At 63.8% G+C, this 14,806-nt stretch carries 16 protein-coding genes; 8 read left to right on the top strand and 8 right to left on the bottom strand.

The features are described from left to right. The first annotated feature begins 123 nt into the window (after positions 1-123). The 6 genes from QCM77_RS41155 (at position 124) to QCM77_RS41130 (ending at position 6,542) form a co-directional block, all read left to right on the top strand. Complete coding sequence (locus QCM77_RS41155; RefSeq protein ID WP_462804395.1) at positions 124-540, top strand: organic hydroperoxide resistance protein; 417 nt, start codon at positions 124-126, stop codon at positions 538-540. A 189-nt stretch (positions 541-729) separates the two neighbouring features. Continuing rightward, positions 730-1,947: a CaiB/BaiF CoA transferase family protein gene (locus tag QCM77_RS41150; RefSeq protein ID WP_279687683.1), complete on the top strand. Its 1,218-nt coding sequence runs from the start codon at positions 730-732 to the stop codon at positions 1,945-1,947. A 402-nt stretch (positions 1,948-2,349) separates the two neighbouring features. Then, complete coding sequence (gene ugpB, locus QCM77_RS41145) at positions 2,350-3,666, top strand: sn-glycerol-3-phosphate ABC transporter substrate-binding protein UgpB (RefSeq protein ID WP_280096627.1); 1,317 nt, start codon at positions 2,350-2,352, stop codon at positions 3,664-3,666. A 47-nt stretch (positions 3,667-3,713) separates the two neighbouring features. Next, positions 3,714-4,595 (top strand): sn-glycerol-3-phosphate ABC transporter permease UgpA, encoded by an 882-nt coding sequence (ugpA, locus tag QCM77_RS41140; protein ID WP_280096626.1) that lies wholly within the window; start codon positions 3,714-3,716, stop codon positions 4,593-4,595. After that, on the top strand, positions 4,595-5,443 hold the full coding sequence (gene ugpE / locus QCM77_RS41135; protein ID WP_279660100.1) for a sn-glycerol-3-phosphate ABC transporter permease UgpE: 849 nt from the start codon (positions 4,595-4,597) through the stop codon (positions 5,441-5,443). Before ugpA ends, ugpE begins: the two co-directional genes overlap by 1 nt. A gap of 19 nt (positions 5,444-5,462) precedes the next feature. Then, positions 5,463-6,542, top strand: coding sequence for a sn-glycerol-3-phosphate import ATP-binding protein UgpC (locus tag QCM77_RS41130; RefSeq protein WP_280096625.1), 1,080 nt, complete (start codon positions 5,463-5,465; stop codon positions 6,540-6,542). A gap of 1 nt (position 6,543) precedes the next feature. Here QCM77_RS41130 and QCM77_RS41125 read toward each other — a convergent pair whose 3' ends face one another. Beyond that, the gene (locus QCM77_RS41125) at positions 6,544-6,972 is read right to left on the bottom strand and encodes a hypothetical protein (protein WP_279660102.1); all 429 of its coding nucleotides are present in this window, start codon (positions 6,970-6,972) and stop codon (positions 6,544-6,546) included. 134 nt (positions 6,973-7,106) lie between these two features. On the opposite strand from QCM77_RS41125, the gene QCM77_RS41120 reads away from it, so the two are divergent. Further along, complete coding sequence (locus QCM77_RS41120; protein WP_014438749.1) at positions 7,107-7,532, top strand: Hsp20 family protein; 426 nt, start codon at positions 7,107-7,109, stop codon at positions 7,530-7,532. A 50-nt stretch (positions 7,533-7,582) separates the two neighbouring features. Next, positions 7,583-7,855: a BQ00720 family protein gene (locus QCM77_RS41115; protein ID WP_007598581.1), complete on the top strand. Its 273-nt coding sequence runs from the start codon at positions 7,583-7,585 to the stop codon at positions 7,853-7,855. A 325-nt stretch (positions 7,856-8,180) separates the two neighbouring features. On the opposite strand, the gene ptsN is transcribed toward QCM77_RS41115, so the two are convergent. From ptsN to QCM77_RS41080, 7 genes are all read right to left on the bottom strand, one after another. Further along, complete coding sequence (gene ptsN, locus QCM77_RS41110) at positions 8,181-8,642, bottom strand: PTS IIA-like nitrogen regulatory protein PtsN (protein ID WP_027514736.1); 462 nt, start codon at positions 8,640-8,642, stop codon at positions 8,181-8,183. 221 nt (positions 8,643-8,863) lie between these two features. Beyond that, entirely contained in the window at positions 8,864-9,463 is a 600-nt protein-coding gene (hpf, locus tag QCM77_RS41105) for a ribosome hibernation-promoting factor, HPF/YfiA family (protein ID WP_279660104.1), read from the bottom strand. Positions 9,464-9,634: 171 nt separating this feature from the next. Further along, on the bottom strand, positions 9,635-11,248 hold the full coding sequence (gene rpoN, locus QCM77_RS41100) for an RNA polymerase factor sigma-54 (RefSeq protein WP_280096624.1): 1,614 nt from the start codon (positions 11,246-11,248) through the stop codon (positions 9,635-9,637). A gap of 91 nt (positions 11,249-11,339) precedes the next feature. Beyond that, on the bottom strand, positions 11,340-12,338 hold the full coding sequence (lptB, locus tag QCM77_RS41095; RefSeq protein ID WP_279687694.1) for an LPS export ABC transporter ATP-binding protein: 999 nt from the start codon (positions 12,336-12,338) through the stop codon (positions 11,340-11,342). A 236-nt stretch (positions 12,339-12,574) separates the two neighbouring features. After that, positions 12,575-13,279, bottom strand: a complete 705-nt coding sequence (locus tag QCM77_RS41090) for an LptA/OstA family protein (protein ID WP_279660106.1) — start codon at positions 13,277-13,279, stop codon at positions 12,575-12,577. Positions 13,280-13,284: 5 nt separating this feature from the next. Then, positions 13,285-14,010, bottom strand: a complete 726-nt coding sequence (gene lptC, locus QCM77_RS41085) for an LPS export ABC transporter periplasmic protein LptC (protein ID WP_279660107.1) — start codon at positions 14,008-14,010, stop codon at positions 13,285-13,287. Between the two features lie 145 nt (positions 14,011-14,155). Continuing rightward, positions 14,156-14,770, bottom strand: a complete 615-nt coding sequence (locus QCM77_RS41080) for a ribonuclease D (RefSeq protein WP_247331439.1) — start codon at positions 14,768-14,770, stop codon at positions 14,156-14,158. Positions 14,771-14,806 lie beyond the last annotated feature (36 nt).

Genomic DNA, 14,806 nt, shown 5'->3' with positions numbered 1-14,806 from the left:
ATCATCAAGGCATTCCGGCAGCAACGTCGTCTGCTGGCGATCCACCCCTTGAACGAAACCCCGCATCAATTCCCCCCGCGATTCAGCAAGAGAATCATAGCATCGACGGAGTTTTTACACAGCCTGGTCCTCTACAAGACCAGCGCAAAAGCCACCGGCGGCCGCGACGGCCATGCTGCGACCCTCGACGGCGCGCTCGACGTCAAGCTCACCACGCCGAAGGAGCTCGGCGGCGGAGGCGGCGCCGGCAACAATCCCGAGCAGCTGTTTGCGGCGGGCTATGCCGCCTGCTTCATCGGCGCGATGAAGTTCGTGGCCTCGCAGGGCGGGCCGAAGGTGCCGGCTGACGCCTCGGTCACCTCCACCGTCGGCATCGGCCCGCGTGCGGCCGGCGGCTTCGGTCTCGACATCGACCTTGCGGTCTCGCTGCCGGGCCTCGCCCGTGCGGAAGCCGAGGCGCTGGTCGAGAAGGCGCACCAGGTGTGTCCGTATTCCAACGCGACGCGCGGCAATGTCGACGTTCGCCTGACGATCGTCTGACCGCATGCTGGATTGGCTGGCCCGGGATCCCCTCGGGCCGGCCGCTTCCGTTTGATTTGCCGAGCCTTGATTTGCCATCCCGCGGGATTGCAGCGTCCGTCTGCATGACGCCCCACGCGGGAAGCCATTGCTGGCTCAGACGAACCTCGCTAGGCCTGTGATCAATCTCGACACAGGGGAAGCGAAGGCATGACTGAAGCTGCCAGTTCTGGAGCTGCCACGGGCGCAATGAGCGGCCTGCGCGTCATCGATCTGACGCGCGTGCTCGGCGGTCCCTACTGCACCCAGATCCTCGCCGACCATGGCGCCGACGTGATCAAGGTCGAGCCGCCCGCAGGCGACGAGGTGCGCGACTGGGGCCCTCCCTTCCACGAGGAGGACGCGGCCTATTTCATCGGCATCAACCGCAACAAGCGCTCGATCGGCCTCGACCTCGCCTCCGAGGGCGGCCGGACCGTGCTGCTTAAGATGCTGGAGACCGCCGACGTCCTGATCGAAAACTTCAAGCCGGGCACGCTGGAGAAATGGGGCATCGGCAACGAGGTCTTGCGCGAGAAATTTCCGCGCCTGGTGCATTGCCGGATCTGCGGCTTCGGCGCCGACGGCCCGCGCGGCGGCAATCCCGGCTATGATGCCATCATCCAGGCGATGACCGGCATGATCGCTGCGACCGGCTCGCCCGAGAGCGGACCGATGCGGATCGGCGTGCCGCTGGTCGACATCGGCACCGGCCTCTATGCGGCGATCGGCATCTTGATGGCGCTGTCGGAGCGGCAGCGCTCGGGCCAGGGTCAATTTTTGGAGACGACGCTGTACGAGACCGGCCTTGCCATCATGCATCCGCACACCGCGAATTATTTCATGCATGGCAAGCCGCCGGCGCTCACCGGCAACGAGCATCCCAACCTCGTGCCTTACGCGATCTTCCCGACCAAGACCGACAACATCTTCATCGGCGTCGGCAATGACGGCACCTTCCGCAAGCTCGCGAAGGAGATCGGCAAGCCCGAGCTCGGCACCGATCCGCGCTTTGCCCGCAACAAGGACCGCATCGCCAATCGCGAGGCGCTGCGGGCCGAGCTCGCCGCGGTGTTCAGCCAGCACGAGGCCGAGCCACTGTGCAATCGCCTGCTTGCCGCGGGCCTGCCCGCAGGCCCCGTGCAGAAGATCGACCAGGCGTTGACCAACCCGCACACGATCGCCCGCGGCGATATTATCGAGAAGGACTGGTACAAGGGCGTGGCGTCCCCGATCCGGCTCGACCGCAGCAAACCGAGCCTGCGCCGCCTGCCGCCGAAATTCAGCCAGCACGCGGCGGAGGTGCTGGGCGAATTCGGCTACTCCAGATCCGAGATCGACGCGATGGTCGAGCAGGGCACGGTCTGCGGGCCCGAGCGCAAGCGCTAGGCGTTCAGAATAAAACGAGCGGCAACGCAGGTGCGCTCCCTCCCCCGCCTGCGGGGGAGGGCTGGGGAGAGGGTGCCTTCGCAGTGGGACAATCCCCAAGAGGAGAGAGCCCTCACCCGCGCCTTCGGCGCGACCTCTCCCGCAAGCAAGCGGGAGAGGTTTTGGAGCCCGCGGCGCGATCGTCGACCTCACACATCCAATGCCGCACTGCGGCGCGGGCGCTCTGTGCACTGCGAACGGAGGACGCTGCGCGCTTCGTCTTCGCCTATTTGACGGCTTCCCTTTTGCCGCGCTTGCCGCTTTCGTTTCGGCCGCTTACACAGTCATGTGAACGTCATATGCCGCTGCTAGCGCAAGCGATCATTTTTGACGGCCAAGGGACGGCCAAGGGAGGTTTACTTGATGGCTCTTCGACGCTTTGGAGCGGCTACCGCTTTTGCAGCCATGGTTGGTTTTGGCGCCTCGCCGGCCTTGGCCGTGACCGAAATCCAGTGGTGGCACGCGATGACCGGCGCCAACAACGACGTCATCGTCAAGCTCGCTACCGATTTCAACGCGTCGCAGACCGACTTCAAGGTCATCCCGACCTACAAGGGCAATTATGCCGACACCATGAACGCGGGCATCGCGGCCTTCCGTGCCAACAACGCGCCCCACATCATGCAGGTGTTCGAAGTCGGCACCGCGACCATGATGGCTGCGACCGGCGCCGTGAAGCCCGTCTACAAGCTGATGGCCGACGCCGGCGAAAAGTTCGATCCCAAGATCTACCTGCCCGCCATCACCGGCTACTACTCGACGACGAAGGGCGAGATGCTGTCCTTCCCCTTCAACTCGTCGTCCACCGTGATGTGGGTCAACCTCGACGAACTGAAGAAAGCGAACGTCGAGATTCCGAAGACCTGGCCCGAAACGTTCGAGGCCGCCAAGAAGCTGAAGGCTGCCGGTCATGATACCTGCGGCTTCTCCGGCTCCTGGGTCACCTGGGTCAATCTCGAGCAGCTCTCCGCCTGGCACAACGTGCCGCTCGCCAGCAAGGCCAACGGCCTCGACGGTTTCGACACGGTGCTGGAGTTCAACGGACCGCTTCAGGTCAAGCATCTCGAATCCCTGGTCGAGCTTCAGAAGACCAAGGTCTACGACTATGCCGGCCGTACCAACACCGGCGAAGGCCGCTTCACGTCAGGCGAATGCCCGATCTACCTGACCTCGTCGGCGTTCTTCGGCAACGTCAAGGCGCAGGCCAAGTTCAACTTCACCGCGGTGCCGATGCCGTATTACCCGGACGCGAAGGGCGCACCGCAGAACTCGATCATCGGCGGCGCTTCGCTCTGGGTCATGGGCGGCAAATCGGCCGACGAATACAAGGGCGTCGCAAAATTCCTGACCTTCCTCTCGGACACCGATCGCCAGGTCTATATCCACAAGGCCTCGGGCTATCTGCCGATCACCAAGGCGGCCTACGCCAAGGCGAAGGAGGAGGGCTTCTACAAGGATCAGCCCTATCTCGAGACCCCGCTGCTCGAGCTGACCAACAAGGAGTCGACCGAGAATTCGCGCGGTCTGCGCCTCGGCAACATGGTTCAGCTCCGCGACGTCTGGTCGGAAGAGATCGAGCAGGCGCTGGCCGGCAAGAAGACCGCCAAGCAGGCGCTGGATGCCGCCGTCGAGCGCGGCAACACGATGCTGCGGCAGTTCGAAAAGACCGCGGTCAAGTGAGGCAATGAGCGGCAGGCCGCGACCCGGTCTGCCGCTCTGCTGGCATCATGCAAAAGCAAGCCGTTTTCCAAGCAAAGCTGTTGCCGTACGCGCTGGTTGCGCCGCAGCTCGCGATCGTCCTGATTTTCTTTTACTGGCCGGCCTTGCAGGCGCTGATCCAGTCCTTCCTGCTCCAGGATGCCTTCGGTCTGTCGACGAGCTTCGTCTGGTTCGACAATTATATCGAGCTGTTCAAGGACGCGGCCTATTTCGAGGCGATCGTCAGGACGTTCTTCTTCTCGTTCGCCATCGCCGTCTCGTCGCTATCCCTCGCGCTGCTGCTCGCCGTGATGGCGGACAAGCCGCTGCGCGGCTCGATGCTCTACCGCACACTCCTGATCTGGCCTTATGCGGTGGCGCCGCCCGTGGTCGGCGTGCTCTGGATCTTCATGCTGCATCCCTCGCTCGGCGTGCTCTCGCGCTATCTGCGCGGAATGGGGATCGACTGGAATCCGCTGCTCGATGGCGACCAGGCCGCGGCGCTGATCATCCTTGCCGCCGCCTGGAAGCAGATCTCCTATAATTTCCTGTTCTTCCTCGCCGGCCTGCAAGCCATCCCGAGATCCGTGTTCGAGGCGGCCGCGATCGACGGCGCGCGCCCGATGCGGCGGTTCTGGACCGTGACCTTCCCGCTGCTGTCGCCGACCATCTTCTTCCTCCTGGTGGTCAACATCGTCTACGCCTTCTTCGACACGTTCGGCATCATCGACACCATGACCCGCGGCGGTCCCGGCAAGTCGACGGAGACGCTGGTTTACAAGGTCTATTCCGACGGCCTGCTCGGCGGCAATCTCGGCAGCTCGGCCGCGCAATCGGTCATCCTGATGGTCATGGTCATCGTGCTGACGGGAATCCAGTTCCGCTTTGTCGAACGCAAGGTGACCTACTGATGGTCGAGGAAGAGGGCTTTCGGCGCTACGTCGCTCATTTCATCCTCTGGATCGGGATCGCCATCGTCGCGTTCCCGGTCTACATCGCGATCGTGGCCTCGACCCAGGACAACGCGCTGATCGCCAACGGCCAGATGTCGCTGCTGCCGGGCGGGCATTTCTTCGAGGTCTACTACCAGACCATCTTCGTCGGCACGAGCGGCTCGACCCGCGAGCCCGTCGGCAACATGATGCTGAACTCGCTGGTGATGGCGCTGTTGATCGCGGTCGGCAAGATCGCGATCTCGATCATCTCGGCCTACGCGATCGTCTATTTCCGCTTTCCGTTCCGGATGCCGATCTTCTGGATCATCTTCGTCACCCTGATGCTGCCGGTCGAGGTGCGCATCTATCCGACCTACAAGATCGTCGCCGATCTGCACATGCTCGACAGCTATGCGGGCCTGTCACTGCCGCTGATTGCCTCGGCCACCGCGACGCTGCTGTTCCGCCAGTTCTTCATGACGGTGCCGGACGAGCTGCTCGAAGCTTCGCGCATCGACGGCGCCGGCCCCTTGCGCTTCTTCTGGGACACGCTGCTGCCGCTGTCGCGCACCAACATGGCGGCGCTGTTCGTGATCCTCTTCATCCTCGGCTGGAACCAATATCTCTGGCCGCTGCTGATCACCACACGCGACGACATGCAGACCATCCAGGTCGGCATCCGCAAGATGATCACCACGACCGACGCGCTGACCGAATGGCCGATCGTGATGGCCACGGCCGTGCTCGCGATGCTGCCGCCGGTGTTCGTCGTCGTCGTCATGCAGAAATTGTTCGTGCGCGGCCTGGTCGAGACCGAGAAGTAGGTTTTGGAAGTGAGTTTTCATGGCTAACGTCACCCTGCGCAACGTCCGCAAGACCTATCCCGGCGGCTTCGAGGCCATCAAGGGCGTCAACGTCGATGTCGGCGACGGACAGTTCTGCGTGCTGGTCGGTCCCTCCGGCTGCGGCAAGTCGACATTGCTGCGCATGGTCGCGGGGCTCGAAACCGTCACCGGCGGCGAGATCGACATCGGCGGCCGCATCGTCAACCAGGTCGAGCCCGCCGACCGCGACATCGCGATGGTGTTCCAGAACTACGCGCTCTATCCGCATATGAGCGTCTTCAACAACATGGCCTACGGCCTGCGCAACCGCGGCATGAAGGAGGCCGAGGTCAAGACCCGCGTCGAGGAAGCCGCGCGCGTGCTCGAGCTCGCCCCGATGCTGGAACGCAAGCCGCGCCAGCTCTCCGGCGGCCAGCGCCAGCGCGTCGCCATGGGCCGCGCCATCGTGCGTCAGCCGAAGGTGTTTCTGTTCGACGAGCCGCTGTCGAACCTCGATGCAAAACTGCGCATCGCGATGCGCGTCGAGATCCGTAAATTGCAGCGTCGGCTCAACACGACGTCGATCTATGTCACCCACGATCAGCTCGAGGCGATGACGCTCGCCGACGTCCTCGTCGTGATGAATGGCGGCCAGGTCGAGCAGGTCGGCAATCCCTTGGCGATCTACGAGAAGCCGGCGACGACTTTCGTCGCCTCCTTCATCGGCGCGCCGCCAATGAATCTGATGTCGATGCGCGCCGATGAGATCAAGTCGCAGCTCGGCAGCACCGAGGCCGGCATCCTCGGCATCCGTCCGGAAGATTTCGTCATCACCGACCAGACCCCGGCCGGCGGCGTCACGCTCCCGCTCACCGTGGAAGCGATCGAGCGCGTCGGCGCGGAAACCTTCGTCTACGGCACGCGGGCCCAGGACGAGCAGCGCGTCGCCGCCACGCCCGGCGAGCTGCCGCCCGGCGAGGTCATCGTCCGCATTCCCGGCTCCGAGGCGCCGCCGATCGGCGAGAAAATCCGCGTCGCAGCGGTGCGCCAAAAGCTGCACCTGTTCAGCGGCGACGGGCGGACTCGGATCGAGGCCTGAGTCAGCGCCAGACGGCCCTCCCGCTGCCGTAGGCCGGGTGTTTCGTCTCGAAATCATCAAGAAGCAGCAGACGAGCTTTCTTGAGCATCTCAATGCCGTCGGGACAGGCATGGATGTCGCGTGCAACCTCCATCAGGTCATAGAGGGCCAGCATGAACTGCTGGTAGTCTTCAGCGTCGCCCGGCTGTGGCACACCGTATGAGTCAGGCATGGCTACCCTCGGTTCCTGGCGCGAATATCTCGAAAACAACCCCATGCACAGTAGCCGGGGGTTTGATTCCATTGGGATAAATCGTCCGTCAGATTCGTCATGCCCGGGCTTGTCCCGGGCATCCACGTTCTTGGTGCCGCGAGAAAGATCGTGGATGGCCGGGACAAGCCCGGCCATGACGATGTGGAAACACTTGCGCGAAAGCAAACCGCGCCACATGCGGGAATGACGCCTGTGCAGAGCTCCCGGCTACGTCCTTGAACCGACACGGGGATATGACCATATTGCTGACCAAGGGGCGCCGTTTCAGGGCCCTGAAATGCCAAAGTCGCTTCGAGAGGACTTTGTAAACTATGTCTCGTGTTCCAACGCTTTCCAGTCCGTTCCTTCTGGGCTTCGACGAGATCGAGCGCGTGCTCGATCGCGTCGTCAAAGGTGCCGACGGTTACCCTCCCTACAATATCGAGAGGTGCGACCGGTCGGACGGCCAGCCCGAGCGTTTGCGAATCACGCTGGCGGTCGCCGGATTCACGCGCGACCAACTCGATGTAACCATTGAGGAAAACCAGCTCGTCATTCGCGGGCGGCAGCAGGACGACAAGACCCGGCAATACATCCATCGCGGCATCGCCGCGCGCCACTTCCAGCGCACCTTCGTGCTGGCGGAGGGGATGCTGGTGCTGGGTGCGGATCTGAAGAACGGGCTGTTGTCGGTCGATCTTGCCCGGCCTGAACCGGAGAGGATCGTTAAGACAATCGCTATCAATGAGCACGAATAATGGAACGAGTAGCGGACTCGACCGCTTAGTGTTCCAGAGGAGTCGAGACCATGAGTGAAGGTCACGTTGCGTTCGAATACGAAGCCAAGAACGTCTCACCCGAGACGCTGGCAACCCTCGGCGAAGGTCACATCGCCTATGTGAAGCAGATCCGCTCCGAGGACGTGCCGGGGCTGTTTCCCGAAGCGCCGAAAATCGCGCCGGGCCTCAAGCTCTTCGCGCTCCACGCCGCCGACGGCACGCCGATCATGCTGACCGACAGCCGCGAAGCCGCGATCGCCAACGCCTGGAGCAACGAGCTGCAAGCGGTCAGCGTGCACTGAGCACGCGCACGTCGCACGAATAGAGTTTCAAGCGGGCATGCCTTCGCAGGAAGGCGTGCCCGTTTTTATTTTGAGAGATGACGTTTCGGCGTCGTCGTTGCGAGCGCAGCGAAGAACAATCCAGACTGTCACCGCGGAACGATTCTGCGACAGCACGCCGCACTCCCGTGTCCCGGACAAGCTGCAACGCCGCTCAGCGTTGCGGCGTGGAGCCGGGACCCAGTGCTACTCCGATTGCTCTCGACACAATGGGCCCCGGCTCTGCAGCGCACCGCTGAAGAAGCGCTGCGCTGCGTCCGGAGCACGAGAGCGAATTGCAGTCGGCTTAAGCCGCGGTCGCCGGCGGCAGCGCGAGCACCGAATAGATCGCCTGGGCGTCGCGCGAGGCGCGGAGCTTTTTGGCGATGTCCTGGTCGCGCAGCAGGCGGGCGATGCGCGCCAGTGCCTTCAAATGATCCGCGCCGGCGCCTTCGGGGGCGAGCAGCAGGAAGACGAGATCGACCGGCTGGCCGTCCATCGATTCGAAATCGATCGGGCGATCGAGGCGCGCGAACAGGCCAAAAATCTTTTCCAGCTTGGGCAGCTTGCCGTGGGGAATGGCGACGCCGTAGCCGACCGCGGTGGTGCCGAGCTTCTCACGCTGGAGCAGCACCTCGAACACGGAGCGCTCGTTCTGGCCGGTCAGCTCGGCGGCCTTGGCGGCAAGCTCCTGAAGCGCCTGCTTCTTGCTGTTGACCTTCAATGCCGGGAGAATCGCCTCGGGTGCGACCAGATCGGTAATCGGCATGGAAGGTTTCCGAGGTGAATTAAACCGTCAGGTTCCGAATTGGCCAGCTTGGTGAGAAACCACGCCGGGCCGGCGTCAAGAAGGTCAAGCAGGAGGGGGACTTAGCCCCGGTCTGATGTGGGGCGCTTCTACTCCAACGCAATCCCGGTGCCAACTGCTGCGTGCGGCTTTGCCCCGGTCATTGTCAAGGGCTGCGGATGGTACGGGCCCCGGTTCCGACCCTAACCATCTGGTTTGGCCCCCGGCGGGTCGATCCAGCCCACATTACCGTCGGCCCGGCGGTAAATGATGTTCACCCGGCCGCTGGAGCCGTGCTGGAAAACCAGGCAGGGCGCACCGCTGAGGTCGAGCTCCATGACGGCCTCGCTCACCGAAAGCGGCTTCAGCGAGGTGGTGGCCTCGGCGATGATGACGGGGCTGTAGCCGGTGACCTCGTCCTCGTCCTCACCCTCGCCCGGTGCCTCCAGCACGTAGCTCGTGGCGTCCATGGCGGCCAGCGCGGCGGAGGCGACATGGGCCTTGCGGGCCGAGCGGTCCTTGAGCCGGCTCTTGTAGCGCTTGAGCCGCTTCTCGATCATCAGGAGCGCCTGGTCGGCGCTGGCATAGGCATCGGGCGCGTTCGAATCGGCCTCGAGCGTAATTCCCGAATCAAGATGCAGCGCACAGTCGGTGCGGAAGCCGAAGCCATCCTTGCTGAGCGTGATGTGGCCGGAATAATTGCCGTCGAAATATTTGCGCAGGACCTCTTCAGTCCGGTCGGTCACGCGGCCGCGCAGGGCCTCGCCGACGCTGACGCTCTTGCCCGAAATCCGAAGAGTCATGTGATACCTCGCTTGGTTTGCGCCCAACTGCGATGACACATCATCGCAGTTGGGGTTGTTCCCTGCGCATGATCCGTTCGGAAAACCGCTTCACACATTTCCGGATCATGCGCGTGCTTGGATCGGTCGCGAAGGGGGGAATGAGAGTAGCGCGATTTCGCGCCAGCGCAATCAGGCCGGCTCGGTGTTGCGGGAGCGATCGGGCATTGCGGCGGAAAGGACGTTACCAAGAGCGCTCTGCTTGTCGCGGCGGCGTTGCACCGAGGAAGGAATGCGCATGGCTTCGCGGTATTTCGCGACCGTGCGGCGGGCAATATCAATGCCCGAGCCGCGCAAGCGTTCCACGATGGTATCGTCGGACAGGATCGCGGCGGGCGCCTCCGAATCGATCAGCTGCTTGATGTGGTGACGCACGGCTTCGGCCGAATGCGCCTCGCCGCCGTCGGCCGAGGCGATCGAGGCCGTGAAGAAATATTTCAGCTCGAACGTGCCCCGATTGGTCGCCATGTATTTGTTGGCGGTGACGCGCGACACTGTGGATTCATGCATCTGGATGGCGTCGGCGACGGCCTTCAGATTGAGCGGCCGCAGATGCGCCACGCCATGGGTGAAGAAGCCGTCCTGCTGGCGCACGATCTCGGTTGCAACTTTCAGGATGGTGCGGGCGCGCTGATCGAGCGCGCGCACCAGCCAGGTCGCGTTCTGGAGCGCGTCGGTGAAATAGGATTTGTCGCCGTCCTTGCCGACCTTCTTCGACAGTTGCGAATAGTAGGTCTGGTTGACCAGCACGCGCGGCAAGGTGTCGCTGTTGAGCTCGACATGCCAGCCGCCATCGGGACCCGGGCGGACATAGACATCAGGCACCATGGTCTGGAGCCGGGCCGAGCCGAACTTCATGCCGGGCTTGGGATTGAGCCGGCGGATCTCGCCGATCATGTCGGCGATGTCCTCGTCGTCGACGCCGCAGAGCTTGCGCAAGGCCCCGATGTCGCGCTTGGCGAGGAGATCGAGATGCTCGACCAGGGCCTGCATCGCGGGATCGTAGCGGTCGAGCTCGCGGAGCTGGATCGCCAGGCATTCGCTCAAATTGCGCGCGCAGACGCCGGGCGGATCGAATTTTTGCAGAACGGCAAGGACGTTCTCGACGTCCTGTTGCGATGCGCCAAGCCGCTCGGCGGCCTGGCCGAGATCCGGCGGCAGATAGCCGGCCTCGTCGACGAGGTCGATCAGGTATTGGCCGATCATGCGCTGCGCGGCGCCGGTGAAGGCAACCGAGAGCTGCTCGGCGAGATGGTCGCCGAGCGTGGTCTCCGCCGCGACGAAGGCTTCGAGATTGTAGTTCTCGTCACCGGAGGCACCGCCGCCCCATTCGGTATAGGTGGTCGGCGCCGCATCCTGGGCGTTGCGCGCCGCCGTCTCGGCCGGTTCCTCGGAAAAGACGTTGTCCAGCCCGGTGTCCAGGGTCTGCTCGATCTCGGCGCGGGTGCCGAGATCCTTGCTCATCCACTCTTCCTGGCCGGGCTCGAAGGCCTCGCCCGGACCGCCGCCCGGCTCGTCGTTGTGGCCGCCGTCGCTGTCGTTGAACTGGCCGGTTTCGGCCGGGGCCTCGCCCGCGGGCGGCTCGTCGTTGGCCCGCTCCAGCAGGGGGTTACGCTCGAGTTCCTCTTCCACGAACGTCGTGAGATCGAGATTGGACAATTGCAGCAGCTTGATCGCCTGCATCAACTGCGGCGTCATGACCAGCGACTGCGATTGCCGGAACTCTAATCTCTGCGTAAGCGCCATGAAGCAAGAACCGATCCCAAAAAGTTGGTCCGATTTTTGCTTATCCTAGTCCGAGCCCGATGTACACGGCTTGACGAATTGGAAAAACGGGCTAGAGGCGGAATTCCTCGCCAAGGTAAAGGCGGCGCACGTCCGGATCGGCGACGATCTCATCCGGGCTACCCTCGGTCAAGATTTCACCGGCATAGACGATGTAGGCGCGATCGGTGAGGCCGAGCGTCTCGCGAACGTTGTGGTCGGTGATCAGCACGCCGATGCCGCGATTGGTGAGATGGCGGACGAGATCCTGGATGTCGCCGACCGCGATCGGATCGATGCCGGCAAACGGCTCGTCGAGCAGCATGTAGTTCGGACGCGTCGCCAGCGCGCGCGCGATCTCGACGCGACGACGCTCGCCGCCGGACAGCGCGATCGACGGCGATTTCCGCAGGCGCGTGATGTTGAATTCGTCGAGCAGCGAGTCGAGCTGCTGCTCGCGCTTCTTGCGCGAGGGCTCGACCACTTCGAGCACGGCGCGGATATTCTGCTCGACGGTGAGGCCGCGGAAGATCGAGGCTTCCTGCGGCAGATAACCGATGCCGAGCCGCGCGCGCTGATACATCGGCAACTTGGTGACGTCGTGGCCGTCGAGCTCGATCGCGCCGCGGTCGGCCTTGATCAGGCCGGTGATCATGTAGAACACGGTGGTCTTGCCGGCGCCGTTCGGACCGAGCAGGCCGACGGCTTCGCCGCGGCGGACATAGATGCTGACGCCGCGCACGACCTGGCGGCTGCCAAAACTCTTTTCCACGCTATGCACAGCCAGGAAGCCCGGCCGCTTCAGAAGCTGCGGCCCGCCGGCGCCGTTGGGCCTGCTGGCAGCCCTGACGGGGTGAACCGCCTGGGCCCGGGGCCGCTCGGCTTGATAGTCGCCCTGGAACTGATCGGGCGCATGCATCGGCTGGTCGCGGGCGATCGGCGGAGCATCCCGCACCGGGCTGGCCACGAGACCGCCGACGCTGTCACCGAGGGCGGTGATGTCCTGACGCGCAAATCCTGGCCGGCCGCGTTTGGCGGGGCGCCGCCGGAACATATTGAAGAGATCGACCATCCCCGCCTTCTCGCCTTTCGCGACGATCCTGCGCGATATTCGCGCGATCTGCCGCGCCGGCCTCAGGATTCGCCGACGCAGCATGAATGAAGGGATGTCTCATGCCCAGTGAAACACGCCCGAAAAGCGGCGAACCCCGCTTCGAAAGCCCTTCGCGCTAGATACAGTCTCGCCGGGCAAGCTTCAACCTCGGATCAGCAGCGCTTGACCCAAGCGTTTGAAATCATTCCTGGAATTTACTTTGGTTTAGTTGCGCCAGGCAATTGCAAAGGCCCCGCGCCGGGCTTGCCCGGGGCCCCGGACCCGCAATCATTGCCGCCGCCCTGCGGCAGCAGCGCCTGCACCCGGCCGCTGTCGGATTCCACACGCGACACGCCCGTTGTCATGTCGACAGCCAGCCGGTCGCCGCGCAGCACGTTCTTACACTGCGTCAAGACGACGCCGCCAAGCATGGTGATGAGGTTGGTCTTGGTGTCGAACACGGCGGTCTCGCCTGTTACCACCTGGTCCTTCTGGGTGACGACGACATTACCGCGCGCCTCCAGCCGCTTGATCGAGGAGCTGCCACCCGGGCCCGGCGTCGCCGACTGCATCGGGGCGCCCTTTGCCGCCTTCGCCGCAGGCTGCGGCGTGGCTGGCTTGTCGCCGCCCGAATCGTAAAACACCACCAGCGTCTTCGAGGTCATGGTGGTGTCGCCCTGGATGACCTTCACGTTGCCGTGGAAGGTCGCCTCCTTCTTCTTGTCGCGCATCTCAAGCGAGGCGGCTTCGATCTGGATCGGCTGATCGCGATTCTGCGAAAAGCCCTGCATCGCGTTGGGCACGCTGGCTGAGCTCTGCGCGTGGGCCTCACCGGATGCGATCAAGAGACTGACGACAAGCGCGGACGCGCTAACGATGGCGCTGCGCTTGCTGTCATTGCGCGTAAAAAACCTGATCATGAAAATCACTTTGAATTGGCAGACTTGTTCTGGGGCGTACGCGTCTTCACCGGCGGTGCGGGCTCGGGCGGCGCCGGCTGAGCGGCCGGGTCGTCCAGCTTGTCCAGGTGCATCACCACATTGCCCTCGAAGCGGATGACGTCGCCGCCTTCCGTAATCCGCAGCCGATCGGCAGTCAGCGTGCCGTTGGTCAGCTTGACGTCGACATGCTCATCCGACGAGACCGTGCCCTTGCCCATGTCGACGAAGGCCGAGTTCAGCCGCGCCTCGTAGCCGGTCGAGGTGCGCAGGAAGATGTCCTTGTGCAGGTCGAGCTGCTGCTGCTTGTTGTCGAACCTTCCGGTGCGGGCATCGAGGAACAGCGTCGACTGGTCTTCCATCAGCACTTTCGCGCGCAAATCATGGAGATCGACGTGATCGGGGTCTGTGATGTCCTGTGTCGCGGTCTTGGCCCAGAGCTCGTAGGGCCGCTGGTCCGGGGTGAAGCCGGACATATGCGGCGATTCCATCGTGATTTTGGTACCCGTCACCACGAGGTTTCCGGAGTCGAGCTTCACGGGGATCTGGAAGGGATTGAGGAAGGTCGAGACAGCGACGATCGCAGCCAGGGCCAGGACCACCGTCGCTGGCACCGCGATGCGCAGAATCCGCACCAGGCGGCTGTGGCGTGCCGCGCCGGCGAACTTCGCCGCAAGCGCGGCGTCGTAGGTGGGATACTGGGCCGAATTCACCTGGGCTCCTGAGGTGTCGCTCGCCTGGTCTGGTCGACGGGCACCCCATTGTAGCCGGCAACGCCAAATTATGCAGCCCGCGACAGGCCGTTAGGAAAGTGTCCGAAACGGGGCGCCAACTCGCCTCAGCGGCCGGCCGGGCCGCTCAGGAATGCGCAAAGATGTCCTCTTCGGCCCAGCCCTGGAGGTCGAGCAGGGCGCGGGTCGGCAGGAAGTCGAAACAGGCTTTTGCCAGCGCGGTGCGGCCTTCCCGCGCCAGCATGGCATCGAGCCGCTCGCGCAACGCATGCAGATGCAGCACGTCGGAAGCGGCGTAGGCGAGCTGCGGCTCGGTCAGGCTGTCGGAACCCCAATCGCTCGATTGCTGCTGCTTGGAGAGGTCGACATTGAGCACCTCGCGCACGAGGTCCTTGAGGCCATGGCGGTCGGTATAGGTGCGGATCAGGCGGGAGGCGATCTTGGTGCAGTAGATCGGCCCGGTCATGACGCCGAAGGTCTGGTACAGCACCGCGACGTCGAACCGCGCAAAGTGGAAGATCTTGGTGATCGCAGGATTGGCCAGCAGGGCCTTCAGGTTCGGCGCGTCGGTATGCCCCTTGGGGATCTGGACCACGTCTGCGCTGCCGTCGCCGGGCGAGAGCTGCACCACGCAGAGCCGGTCGCGGTGCGGGTTCAGGCCCATGGTCTCGGTGTCGATCGCCACCGCTCCGGTGTAGCGGGACAGATCGGGCAGGTCGCCGCGGTGCAGGCGTACGGTCATGGCGTTTCAAACCTCAATCGAATCGGTACACCCTGA

The sequence above is a fragment of the Bradyrhizobium nivariense genome, from assembly GCF_029846695.2.
In the GTDB taxonomy this organism is placed as follows: domain Bacteria; phylum Pseudomonadota; class Alphaproteobacteria; order Rhizobiales; family Xanthobacteraceae; genus Bradyrhizobium.
Note: the sequence above shows the minus strand (reverse complement) of the source record. Positions and strands in the feature narration are given on the sequence as shown.

Bases quoted from the DNA above. Each gene is read 5' to 3' on its own strand.
- QCM77_RS41150 (WP_279687683.1), top strand. From the start codon at position 730: ATGACTGAAGCTGCCAGTTCTGGAGCTGCCACGGGCGCAATGAGCGGC.
- ugpB (WP_280096627.1), top strand. From the start codon at position 2,350: ATGGCTCTTCGACGCTTTGGAGCGGCTACCGCTTTTGCAGCCATGGTT.
- ugpA (WP_280096626.1), top strand. From the start codon at position 3,714: ATGCAAAAGCAAGCCGTTTTCCAAGCAAAGCTGTTGCCGTACGCGCTG.
- ugpE (WP_279660100.1), top strand. From the start codon at position 4,595: ATGGTCGAGGAAGAGGGCTTTCGGCGCTACGTCGCTCATTTCATCCTC.
- QCM77_RS41130 (WP_280096625.1), top strand. From the start codon at position 5,463: ATGGCTAACGTCACCCTGCGCAACGTCCGCAAGACCTATCCCGGCGGC.
- QCM77_RS41125 (WP_279660102.1), bottom strand. From the start codon at position 6,972: ATGTGGCGCGGTTTGCTTTCGCGCAAGTGTTTCCACATCGTCATGGCC.
- QCM77_RS41120 (WP_014438749.1), top strand. From the start codon at position 7,107: ATGTCTCGTGTTCCAACGCTTTCCAGTCCGTTCCTTCTGGGCTTCGAC.
- QCM77_RS41115 (WP_007598581.1), top strand. From the start codon at position 7,583: ATGAGTGAAGGTCACGTTGCGTTCGAATACGAAGCCAAGAACGTCTCA.
- ptsN (WP_027514736.1), bottom strand. From the start codon at position 8,642: ATGCCGATTACCGATCTGGTCGCACCCGAGGCGATTCTCCCGGCATTG.
- hpf (WP_279660104.1), bottom strand. From the start codon at position 9,463: ATGACTCTTCGGATTTCGGGCAAGAGCGTCAGCGTCGGCGAGGCCCTG.
- rpoN (WP_280096624.1), bottom strand. From the start codon at position 11,248: ATGGCGCTTACGCAGAGATTAGAGTTCCGGCAATCGCAGTCGCTGGTC.
- lptB (WP_279687694.1), bottom strand. From the start codon at position 12,338: ATGGTCGATCTCTTCAATATGTTCCGGCGGCGCCCCGCCAAACGCGGC.
- QCM77_RS41090 (WP_279660106.1), bottom strand. From the start codon at position 13,279: ATGATCAGGTTTTTTACGCGCAATGACAGCAAGCGCAGCGCCATCGTT.
- QCM77_RS41080 (WP_247331439.1), bottom strand. From the start codon at position 14,770: ATGACCGTACGCCTGCACCGCGGCGACCTGCCCGATCTGTCCCGCTAC.